The 21,076-nt window shown below is 64.8% G+C and carries 16 protein-coding genes; 7 read left to right on the forward strand and 9 right to left on the reverse strand.

Annotated elements, in window-relative coordinates; translation table 11 throughout:
• Positions 1–187 precede the first annotated feature (187 nt).
• The 5 genes from LPA34_RS25990 to LPA34_RS26010 all read right to left on the reverse strand — a co-directional run bounded on the left by LPA34_RS25990 (position 188) and on the right by LPA34_RS26010 (position 5,384).
• Positions 188–1,495, reverse strand: a complete 1,308-nt coding sequence (locus tag LPA34_RS25990; protein ID WP_228983826.1) for a winged helix-turn-helix domain-containing protein — start codon at positions 1,493–1,495, stop codon at positions 188–190.
• Positions 1,496–1,516: 21 nt separating this feature from the next.
• The gene (locus LPA34_RS25995; protein ID WP_228983827.1) at positions 1,517–3,220 is read right to left on the reverse strand and encodes an FAD-dependent oxidoreductase; all 1,704 of its coding nucleotides are present in this window, start codon (positions 3,218–3,220) and stop codon (positions 1,517–1,519) included.
• Positions 3,221–3,309: 89 nt separating this feature from the next.
• Positions 3,310–4,302, reverse strand: a complete 993-nt coding sequence (locus LPA34_RS26000; RefSeq protein ID WP_228983828.1) for a DedA family protein/thiosulfate sulfurtransferase GlpE — start codon at positions 4,300–4,302, stop codon at positions 3,310–3,312.
• A 265-nt stretch (positions 4,303–4,567) separates the two neighbouring features.
• The gene (locus LPA34_RS26005) at positions 4,568–4,999 is read right to left on the reverse strand and encodes an HIT family protein (RefSeq protein ID WP_228983829.1); all 432 of its coding nucleotides are present in this window, start codon (positions 4,997–4,999) and stop codon (positions 4,568–4,570) included.
• Between the two features lie 139 nt (positions 5,000–5,138).
• Positions 5,139–5,384, reverse strand: a complete 246-nt coding sequence (locus LPA34_RS26010; RefSeq protein ID WP_228983880.1) for a hypothetical protein — start codon at positions 5,382–5,384, stop codon at positions 5,139–5,141.
• A 444-nt stretch (positions 5,385–5,828) separates the two neighbouring features.
• Between LPA34_RS26010 and LPA34_RS26015 the strand changes: the two genes are divergently transcribed.
• The 4 genes from LPA34_RS26015 to LPA34_RS26030 all read left to right on the forward strand — a co-directional run bounded on the left by LPA34_RS26015 (position 5,829) and on the right by LPA34_RS26030 (position 11,677).
• Positions 5,829–6,347: a methylated-DNA--[protein]-cysteine S-methyltransferase gene (locus LPA34_RS26015; RefSeq protein WP_228983830.1), complete on the forward strand. Its 519-nt coding sequence runs from the start codon at positions 5,829–5,831 to the stop codon at positions 6,345–6,347.
• A 780-nt stretch (positions 6,348–7,127) separates the two neighbouring features.
• Positions 7,128–7,775 (forward strand): response regulator transcription factor, encoded by a 648-nt coding sequence (locus LPA34_RS26020; RefSeq protein WP_090535419.1) that lies wholly within the window; start codon positions 7,128–7,130, stop codon positions 7,773–7,775.
• A 10-nt stretch (positions 7,776–7,785) separates the two neighbouring features.
• Entirely contained in the window at positions 7,786–11,235 is a 3,450-nt protein-coding gene (locus LPA34_RS26025) for an ATP-binding protein (protein WP_228983832.1), read from the forward strand.
• A gap of 43 nt (positions 11,236–11,278) precedes the next feature.
• Complete coding sequence (locus tag LPA34_RS26030; protein ID WP_228983835.1) at positions 11,279–11,677, forward strand: hypothetical protein; 399 nt, start codon at positions 11,279–11,281, stop codon at positions 11,675–11,677.
• A gap of 90 nt (positions 11,678–11,767) precedes the next feature.
• On the opposite strand, the gene LPA34_RS26035 is transcribed toward LPA34_RS26030, so the two are convergent.
• Positions 11,768–12,025, reverse strand: coding sequence for a helix-turn-helix domain-containing protein (locus tag LPA34_RS26035; protein WP_228983836.1), 258 nt, complete (start codon positions 12,023–12,025; stop codon positions 11,768–11,770).
• Between the two features lie 32 nt (positions 12,026–12,057).
• Positions 12,058–13,470 carry an aminotransferase-like domain-containing protein gene (locus LPA34_RS26040; protein ID WP_228983842.1) on the reverse strand — a complete coding sequence of 471 codons (1,413 nt, stop codon included), beginning with the start codon at positions 13,468–13,470 and terminating at the stop codon, positions 12,058–12,060.
• A gap of 164 nt (positions 13,471–13,634) precedes the next feature.
• On the opposite strand from LPA34_RS26040, the gene LPA34_RS26045 reads away from it, so the two are divergent.
• Entirely contained in the window at positions 13,635–15,995 is a 2,361-nt protein-coding gene (locus tag LPA34_RS26045) for an FdhF/YdeP family oxidoreductase (RefSeq protein WP_228983843.1), read from the forward strand.
• Here LPA34_RS26045 and LPA34_RS26050 read toward each other — a convergent pair.
• Both LPA34_RS26050 and LPA34_RS26055 read right to left on the reverse strand, forming a co-directional pair.
• Positions 15,940–16,914 (reverse strand): VTT domain-containing protein, encoded by a 975-nt coding sequence (locus LPA34_RS26050; protein WP_228983867.1) that lies wholly within the window; start codon positions 16,912–16,914, stop codon positions 15,940–15,942. The genes LPA34_RS26045 and LPA34_RS26050 overlap by 56 nt on opposite strands.
• 97 nt (positions 16,915–17,011) lie before the next feature.
• Positions 17,012–19,027, reverse strand: coding sequence for a VTT domain-containing protein (locus tag LPA34_RS26055; RefSeq protein WP_228983869.1), 2,016 nt, complete (start codon positions 19,025–19,027; stop codon positions 17,012–17,014).
• A gap of 253 nt (positions 19,028–19,280) precedes the next feature.
• On the opposite strand from LPA34_RS26055, the gene LPA34_RS26060 reads away from it, so the two are divergent.
• Positions 19,281–19,898: a histidine phosphatase family protein gene (locus tag LPA34_RS26060; protein WP_228983870.1), complete on the forward strand. Its 618-nt coding sequence runs from the start codon at positions 19,281–19,283 to the stop codon at positions 19,896–19,898.
• A 258-nt stretch (positions 19,899–20,156) separates the two neighbouring features.
• A partial coding sequence (locus LPA34_RS26065) for a molybdopterin cofactor-binding domain-containing protein (RefSeq protein WP_228983878.1) occupies positions 20,157–21,076 on the forward strand: 920 nt, incomplete at its 3' end.

Genomic DNA, 21,076 nt, shown 5'->3' on the forward strand with positions numbered 1-21,076 from the left:
GTGTACCCCGACTCTCATAACCTCAACTTCCCGAACCGCCCGGTGCGGACCCGCATGCCGGGTGGTGTGGCAGGGGTACGGCCTCATGGCCGTCCCCTATGCCGATTCCGCTATCGTTCCGCCGATGTTCCAGCAATCGTGACGGATGGTTTTGGCGCGGCGCCCGGCAACGGCAAACTCGCGTGGATCAATCCGTCGAAAGTGCAGCGCGGCGCGTCGATTGTGCCCGGCGTGTTTTCGTTGTCGATGGCGTGGGCGGCGTTTCACTGATCTCGTCGCGTCGGTTTGCTTGCGCATCGAACGCCGCCAGCACTTCCTTCGGCGCGGACGTGAACCGCAGTTCGGGTGTGCCGTGCCAGTCGGCGCAACGCTGTAGCGCGCGACGCAGGTCGTTCGTCAGCCGGCCGCTCAGGCGCACGCCGGGTTCGAGATGAAACGATTTCAGCTCGAACACTCCTTCCGTGCGATGCGCCTTCGCATCCACGCGCCCCACCAGCTTGCCGCGGCTTAGCAGAGGCAGCACGAAATAGCCGAATTTGCGCTTCGCGGCTGGCGTGTAGCACTCGATCGCGTAGTCGAAATCGAACAGCGCGGTGGCGCGCTTGCGGTCCCACACGACCGGGTCGAACGGCGAGAGCACGGTGGTCACCGTCGAGGCGAGCGCGCCGCTGACCGCATCGTCGATCAAGGGCGCGAACTCGCGATGCACGAACGTGTCCTGCTTCCAGCCTTCGACGCGTACCGGTATCAGTTCGCCTTCGTCGGCGAGCGCCCTGAGTGCATCGACGTACGGCCGGCGCGGCAGCCGGTAATAATCCGCGACCCAGTCCGCGCGCGCGATGCCAAGCGCACGGCAACTGCGCAGCAGCAGCTCGCGCGCGACGGCTTCGACCGGTTGCAGGTCGCGTGCGTCGTCCCAGCCGGGCAGCACGCGCTCGGTGAGATCGTAGATGCGATGGAAATTGTGACGCGCCGACACCATCAGCTGACCGGTCGAGAACAGCACTTCCAGGTGACGTTTCTCGGGTTTCCAGTCCCACCAGCCGTTGCCCTTGCCGCCTTCGCGCGCGAAATCCGCCGCGCGCACGGGGCCGTTGCGGCGGATGTGATCGAGCAGGTTATCGATGTCGGCGCGGTACTGGGCGTGCCAGCCGGCGGCGTATTTCCAGCCCATGCCAGCCGGATCGAGCATGCGATGGCGCAGCAGGCCGTAATCCTCGATCGGCACGAAACACGCCTCGTGCGACCAGAATTCGAAGAGACTGCCCCCGGCGAGATGCGCGTCGAGCCAGCCCGGTTCGTATGCGCCGATGCGGCTGAACAGCACCAGATACGGGCTGCGCGCGACAACATGAATCGTGTCGATCTGCAGTTGCGCCATGCGGCGGATGGCCGTCAGCACGTCCGCCTTCGTCGCCTTGCGGCGCGGCGGCGTGAGCAGACCCTGAGCGGCCAGATGGAGCGTGCGGGCAGCCGAAAGCGGGACGGTCTTCAAGACGCGGTGCGTGCTCTTCGCTCAGGCGCCAAGCGCGATCGCTTCGCCGGCCCGCTCGGCGAGCAGCTGATGAATCTGCGCCACCACCGCCGCGCCTTCGCCGACGGCGGCCGCCACGCGCTTCGTCGACCCGGCGCGGGCGTCGCCGATGGCGTAGATGCCTTCGACCGTCGTCGCCAGATCGCAGCCCGAGCCTGCACCAATGCCTGTCAGCACGAAGCCCTTCGCGTCGAGTTCGACCCCGCAGGTGCGCAGCCACTCGGTGTTCGGATCGGCACCGGTGAAGAGGAACAGGTGCCGCGTGTCGAAGTGATCGGTGCCGTCCGGAAGCGGCGACTTCAGGACAACCGAAGTGAGTCCGCTTTCGCCAGCTTCGAGGTGGCCGATTTCGGCGTGCGGATGCACCGTCACATTCGGCAACGAACGAATACGATCGATCAGGTAACGCGACATCGTCGACTCGAAGCCGCTCTTGCGGATCAGCACGTGTACATGCTTTGCGTGCGACGCCAGATAGACGATGCCCTGTCCGGCCGAATTGCCGCCGCCGACCAGCACGATCTCTTCGTGCTTGCAGAGTTTCGCCTCGACGGGCGAAGCCCAGTAGTACGCGCCGCGACCTTCGAAGCGTTCGAGCCCTTCGAGCCGCGGGCGACGGTATACCGCACCCGTCGCGATCACCACCGTGCGCGACAGGATGCTGCCGCCGCACACCAGATCCAGCCGGTGCGGTTGCTCGTCGCAATGCAGCGCGCGCACCTTCACGGGAATCGCGACGTGCGCGCCGAATTTCTGCGCCTGCACGAACGCGCGGCCAGCCAGCGCCTGGCCGGAAATACCGGTCGGAAAGCCGAGGTAATTTTCGATGCGCGAACTGGCGCCCGCCTGGCCGCCAGGTGCGCGGCTGTCGAGCACGATGACCGAAAGGCCTTCGGAGGCGGCATACACGGCGGTCGCGAGCCCGGCCGGACCGGCGCCGACAATCGCGACGTCGTAGATATGCGACGCGTCGAGCTCGGGCAGCATGCCGAGCGCGGTCGCCAGTTCGGGATCGCTCGGATGATGCAGCACCGTGCCGTCCGGACAGATCACGAGCGGCAGGTCTTCGGGGCGCGCGGCGAACTGCTCGATAAGCCGCAGCGCGTCTTCGTCGCGTTCATCGATCACCGAATGCGGATGACCGTTGCGGGACAGGAAGCCTTCCAGCGCGAGAAGACGGCGGTCGTTGCGCTTGCCGATCAGCACCGGCCCGCCGGAGCCGTTCTCGATCAGCGCGACGCGGCGCAGAATCAGCGCGCGCATGATGCGCTCGCCCAGTTCCGCCTCGGCGACGATCAGCGCGCGCAGCCGCGCGGGCGGAATCAGCAGCACCTCGACGGGGCGCGTCGTCAGCCCGTCGACCAGCGCGGGCTTGCCGGATAGCTGCCCGACCTCGGCCATGAACTGGCCGCGGCCATGTTCGACTATCGGATACTCGCGGCCAAGTCCGTCGCGTCGGGTTATCCGCACGCCACCGCACAGGATCACGAACATGCCTGGGCCGGTCTGGCCGGTGAGAAACAGATATTCACCGGCGCCCCGGCGCGTCACTTCGCCGAATTTGCGCAGACGGTCGATTTCCGCGTCGGTGAGTTCCGGGAACATCTGGTGCTGCCGGGTGCTCAGGTTCGAAAACGGTGCGTCCGCTACGATTGCCTGACCTTCATTGTCCTGAGTCGCTGCCATCAGACGGCTCCTTCCTCTTTTCTGTGTGATGCGGCGCCGGTGCCAGCGCGGATGCGCCGGGCTCGCCGTGGGTGTCGCGCGACCGCGCGTTACGCCGCTTTCGGTGCGATGTCGGCGTCGTCGACATGACTGGCGGGTGGGCCAGGCAGCGGCTCCAGCTGGCGGCCGGCATCGCGCCAGGCGTCGAGGCCGCCACGCAGCGGCACGACATCGGAGAAACCGGCCTCGGTCATCTGCTTCGCCATCCATGCCGCTGAAATCTCGTTCGGGCACGAGCAGTAAATCACTACTTTCTGGTCGTGCGGATATTTCGCGATGATCTCCGAGAGTTGACGCTCGTCGGCGTACTGCGAGCCCGGGATCACGAACGGATCGAGCTTGCGCTTTTCGTGCGAGCGGATATCGAAAAGCACGGGCGTCTGATTCGCGCTGATCAGCTTGTCGAGCTCCTCGACTTCCATGCGGGCAGTGGCCAGCTTCCTGATCAACTGGCGCCGGCGGATCCAGCGCCAGGCGCCATACAGCAGCAACAGCGCGACCACGACCACCGCGGTCATGCGTCCAAGACGGCTCGCACCGGCAAACAGCATGTCGATCTGCGGCGCGAACAGCGCACCAATCGCCAACCCGACGCCCGACCACAGCGCCGCGCCGATGCTGTCGTAGCTCAGAAACGTGCGATACGGCACGCGCATCGCGCCGGCCATCGGCACCGAGACGATCGACAGGCCCGGCACGAACTTGGCCACGGCCAGCACGCGCACGCCCCAGCGTCCGAAAAAGCGCTCGGTCTTCTTCACGCACGTATCGCGCGACAGCGAAAGCTTGCAGAGCGTCTTCAGCGTGTTGCCGCCGTAGATGCGGCCGGCGAGGAACCATGCGCTGTCGCCAATCAGCGTCGCGAAAATCGACAGCACCAGAACCGGCAGCAGTTGTTCGCCGATGGAGCCCGGATGCAGCGCAGCCATTGCCCCAAAAAGTACGAGAGACGGCATCGCGGGCAGAGGCAGCCCGAGCGACGCGGCGAGCACATTGGCAAACACCAGCAACGGCCCGTACTGCTGGACGAGGTCATGTAGCATCGGCTTACATCCACGGCCTTACGGCCAGAAATGAAGGTAACTCAAGGATTATGGACGCATTTTTGAGACGTGCAAGCGTGCCGGAATGTGACTTGAAAACAAAAGAAATTCACGATCGGGCCGGCTGCCACCAGGCCGGAGAAGCGCAGCGGGCCGGACGCGTGACGCACCCGGCCCGCTGGAGGCGCTAGAGGCGGCCGCCGTGTTTCCATACCGGCCATCAGCGCCAGATGGGGACGAACCGCCGTTTCAAAAGGTCAGACGGTCAGACAGCGCCTTCGGGCATGGCGGCAACGATCAGCGCGGCGGTCTCGCGAAGTTTTTCGGTGTCCGCGGGCACGGTGCCGTGCGGTTTCAGCGTTTCACCCCCGCGTCGCGGGATGACGTGGAAATGCACGTGCGGCACGGTCTGGCCGGCTGCGCGCCCGTTGAACTGGGCGATCAGCACACCGGGTGGGTTCAGGGCCGCCTTGACCGCTTTCGCGACCCGCCGGGTTGTCCGCATGCAGGCAGCCGCGCCTTCTTCCGACAGCTCGAAAATTTCGGCGGCCGGCTCCTTGCAGAGGATGAGTACGTGGCCATCGGCCTGCGGCATGATATCCATGATCGCGACCGTCAGTTCGTCTTCGTACACGCGGATGCCGGGCAATTCGCCCCGCAGGATCCGGGCGAACGCATTCTGCGGATCGTATTCCATTGTCTGCCTTCGAGGATCGGCGGCGCCGCCAGTACCGGTCGGCCCCGCTGAAGAACGTACCAGGCGGGGCGCGTACCACGAGGTACGGGGCCTGCTGCCGCCCGGGGTGAAACCCGCCGTGCCGGCGGTTCAGGGTGAATTAACGGTTGTGCTGTTCACCCGGCAATTCGGCGCCGTGGGCGCGAATCGCTGCGATGAGTTCCGCGGGTGTGATCTCGTAACGCACTTCGCGGTGGATTCCCGGCTTGCGTTCATCGACTTCGATCAGAAGAATGCCTTTGCCGTCTTCAGTCGATTCGAGGCGCAGCGAGCGAAGTTCGCGCGCCGTTGCGTCGTCGTATTCGGTGAGCAGGGTCATTGCCCCGGAAGAGCCGGTGGTGCGCATCGACATTGTCCTCGTTCCGTTGTTGAGCGATTCATTGTACGGGCTGGCGGCAAACTTCGTCCGCCGGGCGGCCATCCCCACGGACACCCGCTGCCGTCGGCTTCGTTGCCCGAAGGACCGCATGCAGCCCGGCGCCGCGGTTCAAGGCCAGTGTAGCGCGAGTGTCCGTCGGGCTGGCCGGCTTTTTGCGTGCCCGGCCACGGTGTCTGCATTTCCCGGGTCGTCTGTACGGATGTCATCGTCGTGTCGCGGGGCTGTGCGATGGGGCGTCGCCCTGTCGGGCGGAATCGCCCGGACGGTTCAATCCGCTTCTTGCCCAACTCGCCCGGCTCGCGGCAGGGGGCGGTGCGAGCCGGAACGATGCGCTAGAGTGATGAGAACTGGAAGCGCCCGAAAGCAGCCTTCGATGGAAGCTGGAACCGCTGCCAGAGCCATGAGAGAGCCATGAAGCAGTGCACCCTGATTGCGAGCCCGTTCGGCGACATCCTGCTGCGTGCGGAAGGCGACGCCCTTACAGGTCTCTATTTTGTCGGCCAGAAGCACTATCCCGACGCGCGTATCGACAATCGCGACACCCAGATCGCGCATGTACTGCGCCAGACCGAAGATGAGCTTGCCGAATACTTCGCCGGCGAGCGCAAGGTGTTCACGGTCAATGTGCAGCTGTCAGGTACGGCGTTCCAGCGGCGCGTGTGGCACGAACTCGTGAAGATTCCCTATGGGCACATCGAAAGCTACGGCGGCCTCGCCGACCGGCTCGGGCTCGAAGGCAACAGTGCGCGCGCCGTCGGCGCCGCCAGCGGACGCAACCCGGTGGCGATCATCGTGCCGTGTCATCGCGTGCTCTCGGTCGCGGGCGAGCTGACCGGATACGCCGGCGGCCTCGAGCGCAAGCAGGGTCTGCTCGCGCTCGAACGACCGGCGATCACGTCAGCCCGGCAGATGAACCTGTTCGGCGCCTGAGTCCCGATCGCGCCAGACAGAGACAGACAGAGACAGGGGACCAAAAAAATAGCCCGTCCATTCCTGGGCGGGCCGCTAAAACGCCGTTGTTACCTGGATCAGCCGGCCCACACTACTGGGCGCTGACAGATCCATCCTGAGCCGTCCCCCACGTGCTGTCGAGATGGTAGTAACGCCGATCCATCAGATCAATTCTGCTTTCGCTTCAGCGTCTGCATCGATGCCCTGGCGCCTCACCGACTGGCAATTCGTTGTAATGCGATGCCGTCATCCGCTACGTACGCGTTGCGTCAGTTCGACACACCGATCAATCGTAATTCGTGGCGGCTGATAACCCGATGCCCGTCCTATAAGGCGGAACGCGGCCAGCCTTTTATGCGAAATATCTGAAATTCGGATCGCCAATTTAAGGAAAATACGATACCGCTGGCGAGGAGTGCCATTGAGAATGCACGGCACATAACGTGTCGGGCGATCTTTATCGATGTAGTCCGATAGCCGTGCGGGCGTCAGAGGCCGCCAGGCTTGAAAACGGAGGGGCGCTTTTTGCGAGTTCGACCTCGTGCAAATCACTCCAGCGAGGGATGGCCATTACATTTCTTAACGTCCCGCTTACCCGCTTCATATTCCAGTAAAACCGGATATTCCGTGAACGGCAGTCTAAAGAACTTCGCCAATTTCAGATTTGTGAATCAGACATTTCCTAAGATTAATAAAAAGGCTAAACTGCCTCCGAGAATAGCCAGCACATTCCCCTCCGTCGTCCTAAGGAACAACGGTATGTCAGTCAAGCCTATTCGCGTCGCGCTTGCCGACGATCATCCATTGATTGTCGTTGCCCTGCGGGACTGCCTGAGAAGGGCACCGGGTTTCGAGGTTGTGTGCGAGTGCACAAACGGCAGCCAGCTGGTGCAGGCGCTGGCGCAGAATCCAGCGGATGTCGCCGTGACCGACTTCAGCATGGGACACGGCGACGCGTCGATCGACGGCTTCAACCTGCTCAAGCGCCTGTCGCGTCTTTATCCCGACACGCGCATCGTCGTGGTCAGCGCGCAGACCAACCCCGGCGTCGTCATGCGCGCGATGAAGCTGGGTGCGCGCGCCTTCGTCAGCAAGGAAGACCAGCTCGACGAAACCGTTCGCGCGTGCATCCATGTGACCGTCAGCGACGGCCATTTCTACTCGCCCTCGATCCGTGCACTGCTCGATTCGGCATCGGCCAACGCCGCACCCGCAACCGAGTTGACGCCACGCGAACTCGAAGTCGTGCGGCTCTATGCGCAAGGCTCCCTGCTGTCGGAAATCGCAACCAAGCTGGGCCGCTCGGTCAGCACGGTGTCGAGCCAGAAGACCATGGCGATGCAGAAGCTCGGCTTGCAGACCAACACCGATCTCATCCGCTATGCCTACGAGAACGGACTGATCTGACGACCGCGTCATGCAGAAAATTCTCGACCTCACACAGGACTCGCTCGCTGAATCGTTCGCGGCCGTTGCCCGAAGCGCGCGGCGCCAACGGTATCTCTATTTCGCGACGATCGTCACGCTGGTGGCGATCGTCGTCGCGTCGGTGGTCCTGGTGGCCGTGCTGGCCGCCGCGCGATATCTCGACTATCGGCACGGGCGCGTCATGCAATACGCGACCGATGTCTCCGCGCTGCTCGAGCGCGAAGGCTCGTTCCTGCATCGCACCGAGCTGACCGTCCGCTACTACGACGCGATCGCGGCGCCGCGCCCGTTGCCTGCCGGCGCCGCCGATCAGGTGCGCGAGACGGGCATCGCGACCGGTTTCGGCAAGCTGCCGGATGCGCACTTCGACGTGCTGGCGCCGCCGGCCACGCGCGCTGCGTGGGGCAGCACGCTGGATGAGCGGCTTGCCCGCCTGTATGAATCCGCGGACTCGACGCTCGCCACGCAACTCGCGTTCGGTCTCGATCATCGCGCGTATCTGCTGGGCGTGGCCGAAAGCTATGGCGTGATTCTTCCCGCCCTCGATGCAGCCGGGCCGGGCAAGCCATCCGCGCTCGACGTCAGTCTGGTGACGCAGTTGCGCGACGTGCTGACGCGCCAACTCCAGTCGAAGACGGGGCGCACCGTGCCGGCACCTGGCGAGCGCGTATGGATCGGCCCGTACGTCGATCCCGTGCAGAACATCGAGGTGATGACAGCGGTCACGACCGTGTACGAAAACGACGCGCCCACGACGCTCGTCGCCGCCAGCGTTCCGGTCGAAACCTTCCTCACCGGCCTGACCCGTCCGGCCGACCCGGGCACGCTCCTTTTGCTGAACGAAGGCGGGCGCTTCGTGGCGTCGTCGCCGGCCGTCACCGCCGAGCGGTCCAGCCACCTGCTCAGGCTCGCGAACGGCGTGACGTCCGGACACTTCGTCTATTCGCGCGAGGGCGTGCTGCTCGTCGAGCCGACGCAGCCCGGTTTCGGCCCGCTCGTGTACTTCGTCTCGTACGCGGGTTTGCTTGGCGCGCTCAGCGTGCAGCTGACGGTGATCGCGGGGCTCGCACTCGTGCTGATCGCGGGCGTCATGCTGACGGCGCGGTTCTGGGGCTTGCGCCTGCTTCGCCAGTCGCAGGCTGAAACGGAACGCGCGCTCGAAAGCGAAACGATCAACCACATTCTTGTCAGCGCGACGCCGGTTGGATTGTGCATTGTCCGGCAACGCGACTATTCGCTGCTGACCTTCAACCAGCTGGCCGTCGCGCTGTTGCAGCCTGGAAGCGAGGCGAAGCTGCCGCCGCACATCGTCACGGCGTTTCGGGCGCAGGGCGGCCATGATGTGCCGGCTTCCTCGATTGCGAAGATCGCCGGTTTCATCGTGCATGCGAGGCCGCCCGAAGCCGGCAATCCAGCGCCGCAGTTCCTGCAGATTACCTACGCGCCCGCACGTTATGACGGCGAGGACGTGCTGTTCTGCGCGATCATCGATGTCACCGAGCAGCAGACGCTCGAGCAGCAGCTTCGTGCCGCGCAGCAGGCGTCCGAAGCGATGATGCGCGCGCGCTCGAACTTCTTCGCTTCGATGAGTCACGAGATCCGCACGCCGCTCAACGCGCTGCTGGGCAATCTCGAACTGCTGTCGCGAAGCCCGGGTGTGCGGGCGCATGAACAACGGCTGCGGGCGCTGGGGATGGCGGCCGACGGGCTGCGCCGCATCGTCAACGACATTCTCGATTTTTCAAAGATCGATGCGGGCGAACTGAAGCTCGTTGCAGAGACGTTCCGGCCGGTCGACGACATGGAGAGTCTCGCGCTTTCCTATGCGCCGATGGTGCAGGACCGGCCCGTGCGCTTCTACGTGCATCTGTCCGCGACGCTCGACAAGGTGCTGCGCGGCGATCGGACGCGCATCGCGCAGATCGTCAATAACCTGCTGAACAACGCGTTCAAGTTCACGGCGTGCGGAAAGATCACGTTTAGCGCCGAGATGCAGGTCGACGTTCAGGAACGCGACATCCTCGTGTGTCGCGTGTGCGATTCGGGGATCGGCATGGACGCGGTGCTGGTATCGCGGATCTTCAGCCCGTTCGTTCAGGCGGAGGCGACGACGTCGAGCCGCTTTGGCGGCACCGGGCTCGGCCTGTCTATCTGCGCGCGGCTGTGCGAACTGATGGGCGGCCATATCACGGTCGAAAGCGTGCCCGGCGTCGGCTCCGCGTTTACCGTGATGATTCCGCTGGTGTCGCTGCACGACGCGGCCGATGTGCAGGCGCCCGCGCCCGTGCAGCGCGGTACGACGCTGGTCCTGTGTCAGGAACGCGATAGCGGCAAGTATCTGGAAACCTGGCTGTTGCGCGCCGGCTGGCTGACGAACACCGTGCTGGCGCAGCCCGCGGCCGAAGCGTTTTTGCGCGCCAATACACCCAGCTTCATGATCGTGACCGGCGAGTACGACCGTGCCACTATCGATGCGCTGCGTGCGGTGCGCGCTGTGCCGGTGGTGTGGATGACGCGTACGGGACATCATCGCGCGGTGCGTCACGCCGAGGGCGTGTTCGAAGTGAACGCGTTCAATCACCGGTCGATACTCGCCACCGTCGAGCGTGCGCTGAGCGAATCGTCGGGCGAGGTCGAGGCAACGTCCGAGCATCCTGTCGAAGTGGAAGCGCCCGACGCGGCGCTGCATGGCCTTGTCATCCTCGTCGCTGAAGACAATCCGCTCAACCAGACGCTGATCGCGGAGCAACTCGATACGCTGGGCTGCCGGCCGGTCATCGTCGGCGACGGACGACAGGCGCTCGCCGCACTCCAGAATATGGAAGTGGACGCCGTGCTGACCGACATCCATATGCCCGTGATGGACGGACACGAACTGCTGGCGAGACTGCACGTCTCGCATCCGGACGTGCCGGTTCTCGCGTTCAGCGCGGTGACGAGCAGCGAGCAGGCCGAAGACTGGCGGGAACGCGGCTTCGCTGCGTACGTCGCGAAGCCCGCTTCGTTGAAGGAACTGGAAACGGCGCTGCTCGGACTCGTGCGTAGCGGCGCGATTGTTGCGGCGAGCACAGTGACGCCAGCGGAGGCTCCGGCGGCAACACCCGCAGCGCGTGTCGATGACGGGTCCGTTTCCCTCGCCATGTCCGCCGATGAAAAGTCACGCTACATGACGATACTCAAGGACCATCTCGCGACCGATCTGCCGAAGCTTGCCGGCATCATCGAAAGTCAGGACGTCGTGATGTTGCGTCAGTGGGCGCACAGCAGCGCGGGCGCATTCCTTGTGGTGCAGGAGTCGGCGCTCGCGAAGCGCTGCCGCGAACTCGAGCGACTCTGCGGCACGACGTCAGGCTGGACATCCGGTCTCCAGCAGCGGGCAGACGCACTGCATGCCGCACTCAGCGAGCAGTTCAACATTCATGGCGATGCCGTTTCCTGAAAGCTGAAGGAGTATGCTGGACTTCACATCGAACGGAGGCGGAATGATGTATCCGCAACGAGTAACGATTGCCGCGTTGCTGATTGCCTCGGCATGTTCGGCAGGCGCGTGGGGCCAGGTGCGCAGCACCGATGAGGCCATTCAGGCGGCGGGTCGCGGCGCGCATCTCGGAAGCGCGCTGTGCGGGTTCACGGCCGATCAGGTTGCGGGCTACAAGGCGAAGCTGCGGGCTTCAATGCCTGATGCAAAGGATTTCGATTACCACTGGAATTACGGCTGGACCCAGCAGGAACGTACGCTTTTGCAGTATCAGTCGTTGCGTGCCGGTGATCCGCAAGCCTACGCGGCACACGTCAAGAGTGATTGCAACCGTCTGCGATTCCGGATCAAGAACACGCGGCCCGCCGCGCCGGCTGGCGGAACTGAAACAGTACGGCCGTGAGCATGGGTAGCCGGCCGGTTGCGGGTAATCTGCAGTCGGGCCTTTCTCGCAAGAACGGCTTGTGACGCGGCGTCATGACATTTATCCGGTTCAGGTATCGAACAGACCGGCACACAACGCGCGTCCGGCATCGCTCAGACGCGCCGTGCCGGTGCCCGCCTCATCGAACGTCGTTTCGACAAACCCGCCGTCGACCAGCGCCGTCAATTGACGGCGCAAGCCGCTCATCGGCAGGCCCGCCTGTTTGGAGAGTTTCGCGAGCGACCATGCACGCTCCGGCGTTTCCCGCGCGGCGCGCCATAGTTGCGTGAGCACGGCAATCAGCGCGGGATCGATCTCATCGTTCATCTGCGTCTCCGTTGTGTTTTTTTAGCGTGCTCTCAAGCCATCTGCGCGACGAGTTCGCCGAGCGTCTTCAGTGCGGTTTCCGTCGCGGGCGTCCATGCGTAGCTGTAGTTCAGCCGGATGAAATGGTGAAACGCGTTGCGCGTCGAAAACATGTAGCCGGGCCCGATCGTAATGCCGCGCGCGAGCGCGGCCTGATAGAGCCGCATTGAATCGACGCGCTCCGGCAGTTCCACCCACAGCACATATCCGCCCTGCGGCGCCGACGTGCGCGTGCCGGCTGGAAAAAACCGTTGCACGGCGGCTGTCATCAGGCGCGCCTGTTGCCGATACACCCGACGTACGTGCCGCAGATGCCTGTCGTAGCCATCCTGACGCAGATAGTCGGCGACGGCGACCTGCGGCACGGAAGGCGTCGTCAGCGTATTCAGGAACTTGAGCTTTTCGACCTGCGCACGATAACGCCCGGGCATCGCCCAGCCGATCCGGTACGAAGCCGTCAGACTCTTTGAGAACGACGCGCAGTGCAGAACGAGCCCTCGCGTGTCGAAGTGCTTGAGCGTCGAAGGGCGGGCCTCGCCGTAGTAAAGCTCGTGATAGACATCGTTTTCGATGGCCGGAATATCGTGCGCGGCCAGCAGTTCCACCAGTTGCCGCTTGCGCTCGTCGGGCATCAGGAAGCCCAGCGGATTCTGGAAGTTCGGCATGACCATGCACGCCGCGATCTTCTCGCGCGCGATGATCTGCGCAAGCGCTTCCAGATCGATGCCCTCGACAGGATGCGTCGGCACTTCGATCGCACGCATGCCGAGGCGTTCGATCGCGTGCAGCATCGCGTAGTACGTCGGCGATTCGACGGCGACGGTGTCGCCCGGTTTCGCGACCGCCTGCAGGCTGAGGTTGATCGCCTCGGTCGCGCCGACGGTAATGATGATTTCCCGTGGATCGACCGGCACGCTGTTTTCCGCGTAACGCCGTGCGATCTGGCGGATCAGTTCGGGATTGCCGGGCGGCAGGTCGTCCATCAGGTTCCAGCTCGCGTGCCGTCGCGCAATCGCGTTCGCGTACTGGTTGATGCGGCGCCACGGGAAGAGCGATGGATCGGGATAGGGCGAGCCGAGCGGCATCGCGTCGTTCGAGCGGATGCTGCGCAGCGTGGAGAGCACGAGCCGGCTCACATCGACCTCGGAAGCGACAGCGGGCGCCTGCGGCGACATCGCGAGCGTGCCATGCGTGCGGGCGATGTCGCGCACGAAGTAGCCGGATTGCGGCCGCGTTTCGACCACGCCGCGCCCTTCGAGCAGCGCATACGCATGTAGCACCGTCTTGATGCTCACCCCATGTTGCTGGCTGGCCTGCCGCACCGACGGAATGCGCTCGCCTGCCGCAAAGACGCCGTTGCGCACGGCGGTTTCGATTTCGTCGGCGAGTTTCTCGTAAAGCTTCACGGCGAAGAAAGTCCAGGCACGGAATGCCGCCAGTGTAGCCCGGACTTCATCAACTGTACTCCTCGAATTTCACAATTTCTGTGTGCCGCGTTCATTCTGGAACACAGTACGCTTCCCTTCATCGGCGCATCCGCCTGCTTATCCGTCCACCCGGCGACACGTTCATGAAGAAACCCGAAGCTCGTATCGAGCCGTACACGCACCCCGCCGCAGGCTGGGGCGCACTCAAATATGTGGCGCTGAATCTTCTCAAGGAGAAGGTCTCGGGCGGCAACTATCGCACGCTGCTCGCGCAGAACCAGCCGGATGGCTTCGATTGCCCGGGTTGCGCGTGGCCGGATCGCGAACATGCGTCGACGTTCGAATTCTGCGAAAACGGCGTGAAAGCCGTCGCCGCCGAAGCCACCAGCAAGCGCGCCACGCCTGCGCTCTTCGAGCAGTTCACGGTGGCCGACCTGATGACGCAGTCCGACTTCGAACTCGAGCAGCACGGCCGCCTGACCGATCCGCTCGTCTACGATGCCAGCAGCGACCGCTACGTGCCGATCTCGTGGGACGACGCGTTCGACCTGATCGCCCGCCATCTGAACCAGCTCGACGACCCCGACCGCGCCGCGTTCTACACGTCAGGCCGCGCGAGCAACGAAGCCGCGTTTCTGTACCAGCTGTTCGTGCGCATGTACGGCACGAACAACTTCCCCGACTGCTCGAACATGTGTCATGAGGCGACGAGCCGCGGCTTGCCGCACACCGTCGGCGTCGGCAAGGGCACGGTGACGCTGGACGACTTCGAGCATGCGGACACGCTGCTGCTCTTCGGCCAGAATCCCGCGACGAACCATCCGCGCATGCTCGGCGAACTGCGCGAGTGCGCGAAGCGCGGTGCGACCATCGTATCGATCAATCCGCTGAAGGAACGCGGCCTCGAGCGTTTCGCGAGCCCGCAGCATCCGGTCGAGATGATCACGATGGGCAGCACGAAAATCAGTTCGGTCTTTATTCGCCCGAAGGTCGGCGGCGATTTCGCGCTGATCAAGGGCGTCGCGAAGCGCGTGATCGAACTCGATGACGAAGCCATCGCGTCGAATCTCGAACGCGTGCTGGACGTCGAGTTCATCGCGGAGCACACGGCTGGCTTCAATTCGTTCGCGGACGACCTGCGCGCCGAAAGCTGGGACGCGATCGTCGCGGAATCGGGTGTGCCGTTCGAAGACGTGCTGAAGCTCGCCGATATCTACGTGACTGGTCGCGCGGTGATCTCGACGTGGGGCATGGGCCTGACGCAGCACAAGAATTCCGTGCCGACGGTGCAGATCCTGTCGAACCTGATGATGATGCGCGGCAACATCGGCCGGCGCGGCGCGGGCCTGTGTCCGGTGCGCGGCCACTCGAACGTGCAGGGCGACCGCACGGTCGGCATCGAGGAGCAGCCGACGCAGCAGTTCCTCGACCGCCTCGGCGAAGTCTATGATTTCGAGCCGCCGCGCAAACACGGTCTCGACGTCGTGAACACGATTCAGGCGATGCTCGACGGCAGGGTGAAGGTGTTCATCGGACTGGGCGGCAACTTCTCGATCGCGACGCCGGACACGCCGCGCACATGGGACGCCATGCGCGCGTGCGCGCTGACGGTACACATCACGACGAAGCTGAACCGCAGCCACCTCGTGCACGGTCAGGACGCGCTGATCCTGCCGACGCTCGGCCGCACCGAAATCGATCTGCAGAAGGGCGTGGCGCAGGGCGTGAGCGTCGAGGATTCGATGAGCATGGTCCACATCTCGTACGGCATGAACAAGCCGGCGTCGGAGAATCTGCTGTCGGAAATCGCGATCGTCGCGCGCATGGCGCACGCCACGCTCGGCAGCGCGAAGGTCGACTGGCTCGCGCACGCGGACGATTACGCATTGATCCGCGACGGCATCGCGAAAGTGATCGATGGCTTTACCGGTTACAACGAGCGGCTGAAGCAGCCAGGCGGTTTTCATCTGGGCGTCGCGGCACGCGATCGCATCTGGAACACGCCGGGCGGCAAGGCGCGGTTCATCGTGCACGCGATTTCCTTCGATACGCCGGTCCACCGCGCGCGGGCGCTCTACGGCGAGCGCCTGATGACGCTGATGACCACACGTTCACACGACCAGTACAACACGACGATCTACGGCCTCGACGACCGCTACCGTGGTGTGTACGGCCAGCGGCGCGTGCTGTTCGCGAACCGGGACGACATCGCGATGCTGGGTTTCAAGCCCGGCGGGCGCGTCGACATCACGAGCGTATGGGATGACGGCATCGAGCGTCGCGTGAATGGATTCCTGCTGGTCGAATACGACATTCCGCGCGGCTGTCTCGGCGCGTATTACCCGGAGACGAATCCGCTCGTGCCGCTGTCGTCGGTGGCCGATGGCGCCGGCACGCCGACCTCCAAGTCGATTCCCGTGCTGCTGACGGCGACGGCCTGCGAGGACGCTACGTCCCCACCAGCGCCGCGGGAAACGTCTCGATACGAGGTGGCATCGGCTTGACCGGATAGCCGCAGCTACGCCATGCGTCGAGACCGCCCGTTAGCGAGCGCGTGTGAAAAAAACCTTCCTTGTGCAGGTACTCGCACATTTTCCGCGACGTCGAATCGTTTTCGCAGAAGCAATACACGACCACGTCGCGCGTGAGCACCCTGGCGCGCAGCGGCTCAGTGGATTGCAGATCGAGCAGCAGCGCGCCGGGGATGAGCCACGGGTCTTCTTCGCGGACCGACTCCGGCCGCGCATCGACGATGACCGGCGGCGACGGCGAGCGCATCATCGCGTCGAGCTGTTCGGGCGAAACCTTCATATGCGCGATGCGCCTGCGAAAATTCAGGCGCTGCCAGCAGCGATACGCAACATAGAGCACCGCGGCGGCGGCGATCACGTCGAAGATCGTCGCGCCGTGCGATCTGACGACAACCATGAACTTCGACAGCTGCTGCTCGAACACCGCTCCGCCCAGCAGCCAGAACGCGGCCCACGCGAGCGTGCCGGCGGCATCCCACGCGAAATACGCGGAAATGGCGACGGAGGTGGTGCCCATCAGCGGCGGCGTCACGAGCGCGAGACCCGGCACGAACTTGCAGATGGCGACAACAGGCAGGCCGAAGCGCTCGAAGAGCGCACGCGCGTGTCGCACGCCGGTTGCGACCGTCAGCGAGATACGCGTGAGACCCTCGATGAGGCGATGCCCGAAGCGCCGCCCCGCGCTGAACCAGACGCAATCGCCGAGCATCGCGGCGGCCACCGCGGCGAACAGGATGTGCGTGAACGAGAGCGTCCCGTTGCCGATCGCGGAACCGGCAAAGATGAGCACGGGAATCGCGGGCAGCGGCGCGCCGAGGCGCGTCAGCAACACGTTGCCGAACACCACCGCCGCACCCCACGTTGCAATCGCCGCTGCGGGAAACTCGACCACCTTGTGACTCCTGTGATGAACGGACACCGGCCCGTTCGTTAAATCCTGCTTATTGTGCCGCGTGATCCGCCGCCGCGCATGGCGGCCGGCCAGGCCGTCATCTCGCCCTCGAAGCGACCAGCGTTACCGGCACGCCCTTACATCCCGTGCTTCTTGCAATCTGCAGATCGCTCCACGACGACGTGGTGCTCCGGTCGAGGATCATCGGTTCGATGCGCGGGTCCGGACGAAGCACGTTGAACGGCCATGTCGGGCGCCGTAACCGTTCGTGAACCACGGAGCCGAGCCAGACCGGCGTCGGCGCAACGCCGTGCCGATGCTCGATCGCGTAATTCGTCGGCCAGAATCGCAGGACGTCGCGCTGGTCGCGGGCCGCATCGGGGCGGATGAAGACGAGCGTCGACGGTTCGCCGTTGTTCAGCTTCGGCAGCGCCGGCAGGTCCACGGCGCTTACGTCTGGCGAAACAAGCGAGAGCACGCTGCGCGCGGAAAGCGGCGTGCCCGCCACCCAGCCGCGATCTAGCAGTTGCGTGCGTATCTGATCGGCGGTGGCGGCCCATTGCACCGTGATCGGCTCATGGCGATCGCCTTCCATGTCGGCGCGATAGCACGAGAACGTGCGCCATATGCGGTCGGTCCACTGAGCGGTCGTCACGACGATGGCCGGCGCCGGCTTCGCGGCATCCATCCACTCATCGCGCCGGGTGGCGTCCAGTTGCGCCACGACGGCGAGGCCAATCAGCACAAGAAACACGAGCGGCATGAACGGTCGCGGGGGCGGGTCTGAAGGATGCCGCCAGACGGCGGTCAGCGCCACGAGAAACACCCAGATGGCGGCGAGCGCGGCGCCGCCGAGCGCGGCCGAAAAAGAAAAGAGCCCTGAATACAGACCCGAAAGCGCGACCGCGGCTACGATCGCCGCGGTTGTCGTGGCCACCAGAATCCGCGAGAGCAGGCCGACGCGGCGCACGAGCAGAAACGCGAGAAAGCCGTAGATGACCACGGCGCCGGCAACGTGATTGCTTGGAAACGCCCGCACGCTGGAAGCGACGGAGGCCGTCGTCAGCCCGAGTGCCGCAATCTGGATCGCGAGAATCAGCACCTGGGAGAACACGACGGCGATCAGCCAGTACAGGATCGTGCGCCAGCGCCGCTCGAAGATCATCCAGATGACGACGGCAAGCGCGAGGATCGACAGCGTGAGCGCGCTGCCGAGCGTCGAGAACAGAAAGATCGCGCGGTCGTAGAACGAGGCATGGAACGAGCGCAGGAACCGGTACACGGACATGTCCACCTGAACCAGCGGATTGCCGCGCGCGACGTCGTTCATCGTGGAGACGAACACCGCGCCCGCCACCAGCAGCAGCATGGAAATGGCGACGATCAGACCCGTGGCCGGGTTGTCCGGATTCAGCGCCCGCAGCACGAGGCGGCCGCTCGCATGCGGGTTGTGCTTCGCCCAGTGCAGCATGCGCTGGCGCGACACGTCGGTCCAGTTGCGCGCGTGCGAGACGAGCACGCCAGTCAGCTTGAACGTCATCCAGCCGATCGCCACGAAGATCGCCGCGACGATCACAAGCCGGAACGACACCGCACCCGCCAGTTCGAGCGAAGCGCCGAACACCACGCCGGGCAGGATATGCGCGGGCGCCCAGAGCAGCGCCGACAGGATGTTGAACCCGAAAAAGCGCAGTTGCGGCATGCCCATCATGCCCGCGACGACGGGCACGATGGCCCGTATCGGCGCGATGAAGCGCGCGAAGATAACGCTCTTCGCGCCGTGTTTCTCGAAGTATTTCTCGCCCGCGATCAGGATGCCGGGGTGCGAGCTGAACGGCCACAGACGCACGATCGTCGTCTTGTGACGGCAGCCGAACCAGTAGCTGGCCGCGTCGCCGGCGATGGCGCCGCCGATCGCGCAGACCAGCACCCAGCCGAGGTTGAGCGTGCCCGTGCCCACCAGCGCGCCGGCGATGAACATCGCGGTGCTGCCCGGCACGAACGTGCCGATGACGGCGATCGCTTCGAAGAACGCGGCGAGCACGACGACCGCCAGCGCCCATGACGGATTCGCGGTCAGAAAATGCAGCAACTCGAAGTAGGCGTGCTCCATCAGCGGGGGTGTGTCCTTCTAGGCGGGCGGTCTGGTGGCGCTGGATCACCGGAAACATAGCACGCGATCAATGCATGGCGCACGCTATCGGGCACCCCGGACAAATCGCGCCGTACGCCGCATGCCATGTGCCTGACGGCGGCGGGCGTCGCCCGGTCGCTTTAGAATCGGTCAACCTGCGGTGTCACTGGATGTGCCGTCTTGTGTCACCGCGTGCCGCCGATGATCTCCTTCCGTCCAGAAGAGTTTTCCCATGAATACTGCAACTGCCACTCACCCGCGCTACGAAGGACACGTCGAACTCTGGCTGATCCGGCACGGCGAAACTGCGTGGAGCCTGTCCGGCCAGCACACGGGCCGCACCGACATTGCGCTGACGGAGCGCGGACACAGCCAGGCGCATCTGCTCGCCCCACTGCTCGCCGCGCAGCCGTTCGACCGCGTGTTGACGAGCCCGATGTCGCGCGCGATCGAAACCTGTCGCGAGGCGGGCCTCGGTGAGCGTGCCGAGGTCGAGCCGGATCTGCACGAATGGGACTACGGCATCTACGAAGGCCGGACGACGCCCGAGATCCGCGAGACCGTACCGGGCTGGTCTGTCTGGGATTCGCCCATTCCCGAAGGCGAAAGCCTCGTGCAGGTGGAGGCGCGCGCCCGCGCGCTGATCGGGCGTCTCCTGACGATGCAGGGACGCATCGCACTCTTCTCGCATGCGCATTTCCTGCGCGTACTGGGTGGTTGCTGGATGGGCGATTCGGCGGCGCTCGGCGCGCATCTGGTTCTCGATACGGCCTCGATCAGCATTCTCGGCTTCGATCGCGACATCCGCGCGTTGCGTCAGTGGAACCTCCGCTGTTCCGAAGCGGGATGACGCCGCCTGAGGGGGCATCATCCAGCGAAGCCGCTGCGTTCGGGCCTGTTGCGTCACGTCGATGCGCTCATTCACGCCGGATTCCGCTGTAACCGGCTGCAATTACCTTGCTGCGCGCCTCTGAAACCGCGCCTGGACGGACTAAGATGAAGCATTTCAGTCCCGTCGCTGCTCGCACGTTCTATAAGTGTTCGGAACAAACGGCGCCCCGCGCGAATCGGGCCGCTCCTTTATCGTGGACTCCACTCGGGTCGCCGCATGATGAAGCGCAGAACTTTCCTGCTCGGTGGTGCCGGCGCGGCGGGTGTCCTGCTCGTCGGCTGGAGCGCGATGCCGCCGGCGCAGCGTCTGACGACGTCAAAGCCGTTGCCCGTGACCGGCACGCAGGTCGCGCTGAACGGCTGGGTCAAGATCGCCGCCGACAGCACGGTCACCATCATGATGTGCAAGTCGGAGATGGGGCAGGGCGTGCACACCGGCCTCGCGATGATGCTCGCCGACGAACTTGACGCCGACTGGCCGCAGGTGAAGGTCGAGAACGGGCCGATCGACGGGATCTACAACGACCAGCAGAGCATCGTCGACGATCTCTGGTTTCGCCCGGACGATGACGGCGAGATCAAGCGCCTCGCGGTCTGGATGGTGCGCAAGTTCACGCGCGATTTCGGCGTGAACACGACGGGCGGCTCGTCAAGCCTCAACGATCTGTGGACGCCGATGCGCGAGGCCGGCGCGTCCGCGCGCGCGATGCTGGTAAGCGCGGCCGCCGCGAAGTGGGACGTGCGCGCGGTCGACTGCAGCGTCGCGGCCGGCAGGATCACGCATCCGTCGGGCCGCACGGCGAGCTTCGGCGAACTGACGGCGCTGGCGGCGCGGCAGCCGATGCCGCGCAAGGTGGATCTGAAACTGCCGGCGCAGTTCACGATCATCGGCAAGCCGCTGCGGCGTATCGAGGCCGCATCGAAGATCGACGGCAGTGCGCGCTTCGGCATCGATGCGCTGCCCGACGGCCTGCTCTACGCCAGCGTGAACATGTGTCCGACGCTGGGCGGGACGGTCGCGCATTTCGACGCATCGCGGATTCCCGCGAAGCTCGGTGTCATCAGGACGTTCGTGGGGGGGGGGGGGGCGGGCGGGGCGGGGGGGGCGGGGGGGGGGGGGGGCGGGGGGCCCGAGGC

This window comes from Paraburkholderia gardini, from assembly GCF_907164575.1.
Classification (GTDB): Bacteria; Pseudomonadota; Gammaproteobacteria; order Burkholderiales; family Burkholderiaceae; genus Paraburkholderia; species Paraburkholderia gardini.

What these genes read in the sequence shown, in the direction of transcription:
- LPA34_RS25995 (WP_228983827.1), bottom strand. Translation starts at nt 3,220, where the DNA reads ATGGCAGCGACTCAGGACAATGAAGGTCAGGCAATCGTAGCGGACGCA.
- LPA34_RS26000 (WP_228983828.1), bottom strand. Translation starts at nt 4,302, where the DNA reads ATGCTACATGACCTCGTCCAGCAGTACGGGCCGTTGCTGGTGTTTGCC.
- LPA34_RS26005 (WP_228983829.1), bottom strand. Translation starts at nt 4,999, where the DNA reads ATGGAATACGATCCGCAGAATGCGTTCGCCCGGATCCTGCGGGGCGAA.
- LPA34_RS26010 (WP_228983880.1), bottom strand. Translation starts at nt 5,384, where the DNA reads ATGCGCACCACCGGCTCTTCCGGGGCAATGACCCTGCTCACCGAATAC.
- LPA34_RS26015 (WP_228983830.1), top strand. Translation starts at nt 5,829, where the DNA reads ATGAAGCAGTGCACCCTGATTGCGAGCCCGTTCGGCGACATCCTGCTG.
- LPA34_RS26020 (WP_090535419.1), top strand. Translation starts at nt 7,128, where the DNA reads ATGTCAGTCAAGCCTATTCGCGTCGCGCTTGCCGACGATCATCCATTG.
- LPA34_RS26025 (WP_228983832.1), top strand. Translation starts at nt 7,786, where the DNA reads ATGCAGAAAATTCTCGACCTCACACAGGACTCGCTCGCTGAATCGTTC.
- LPA34_RS26030 (WP_228983835.1), top strand. Translation starts at nt 11,279, where the DNA reads ATGATGTATCCGCAACGAGTAACGATTGCCGCGTTGCTGATTGCCTCG.
- LPA34_RS26035 (WP_228983836.1), bottom strand. Translation starts at nt 12,025, where the DNA reads ATGAACGATGAGATCGATCCCGCGCTGATTGCCGTGCTCACGCAACTA.
- LPA34_RS26045 (WP_228983843.1), top strand. Translation starts at nt 13,635, where the DNA reads ATGAAGAAACCCGAAGCTCGTATCGAGCCGTACACGCACCCCGCCGCA.
- LPA34_RS26055 (WP_228983869.1), bottom strand. Translation starts at nt 19,027, where the DNA reads ATGGAGCACGCCTACTTCGAGTTGCTGCATTTTCTGACCGCGAATCCG.
- LPA34_RS26060 (WP_228983870.1), top strand. Translation starts at nt 19,281, where the DNA reads ATGAATACTGCAACTGCCACTCACCCGCGCTACGAAGGACACGTCGAA.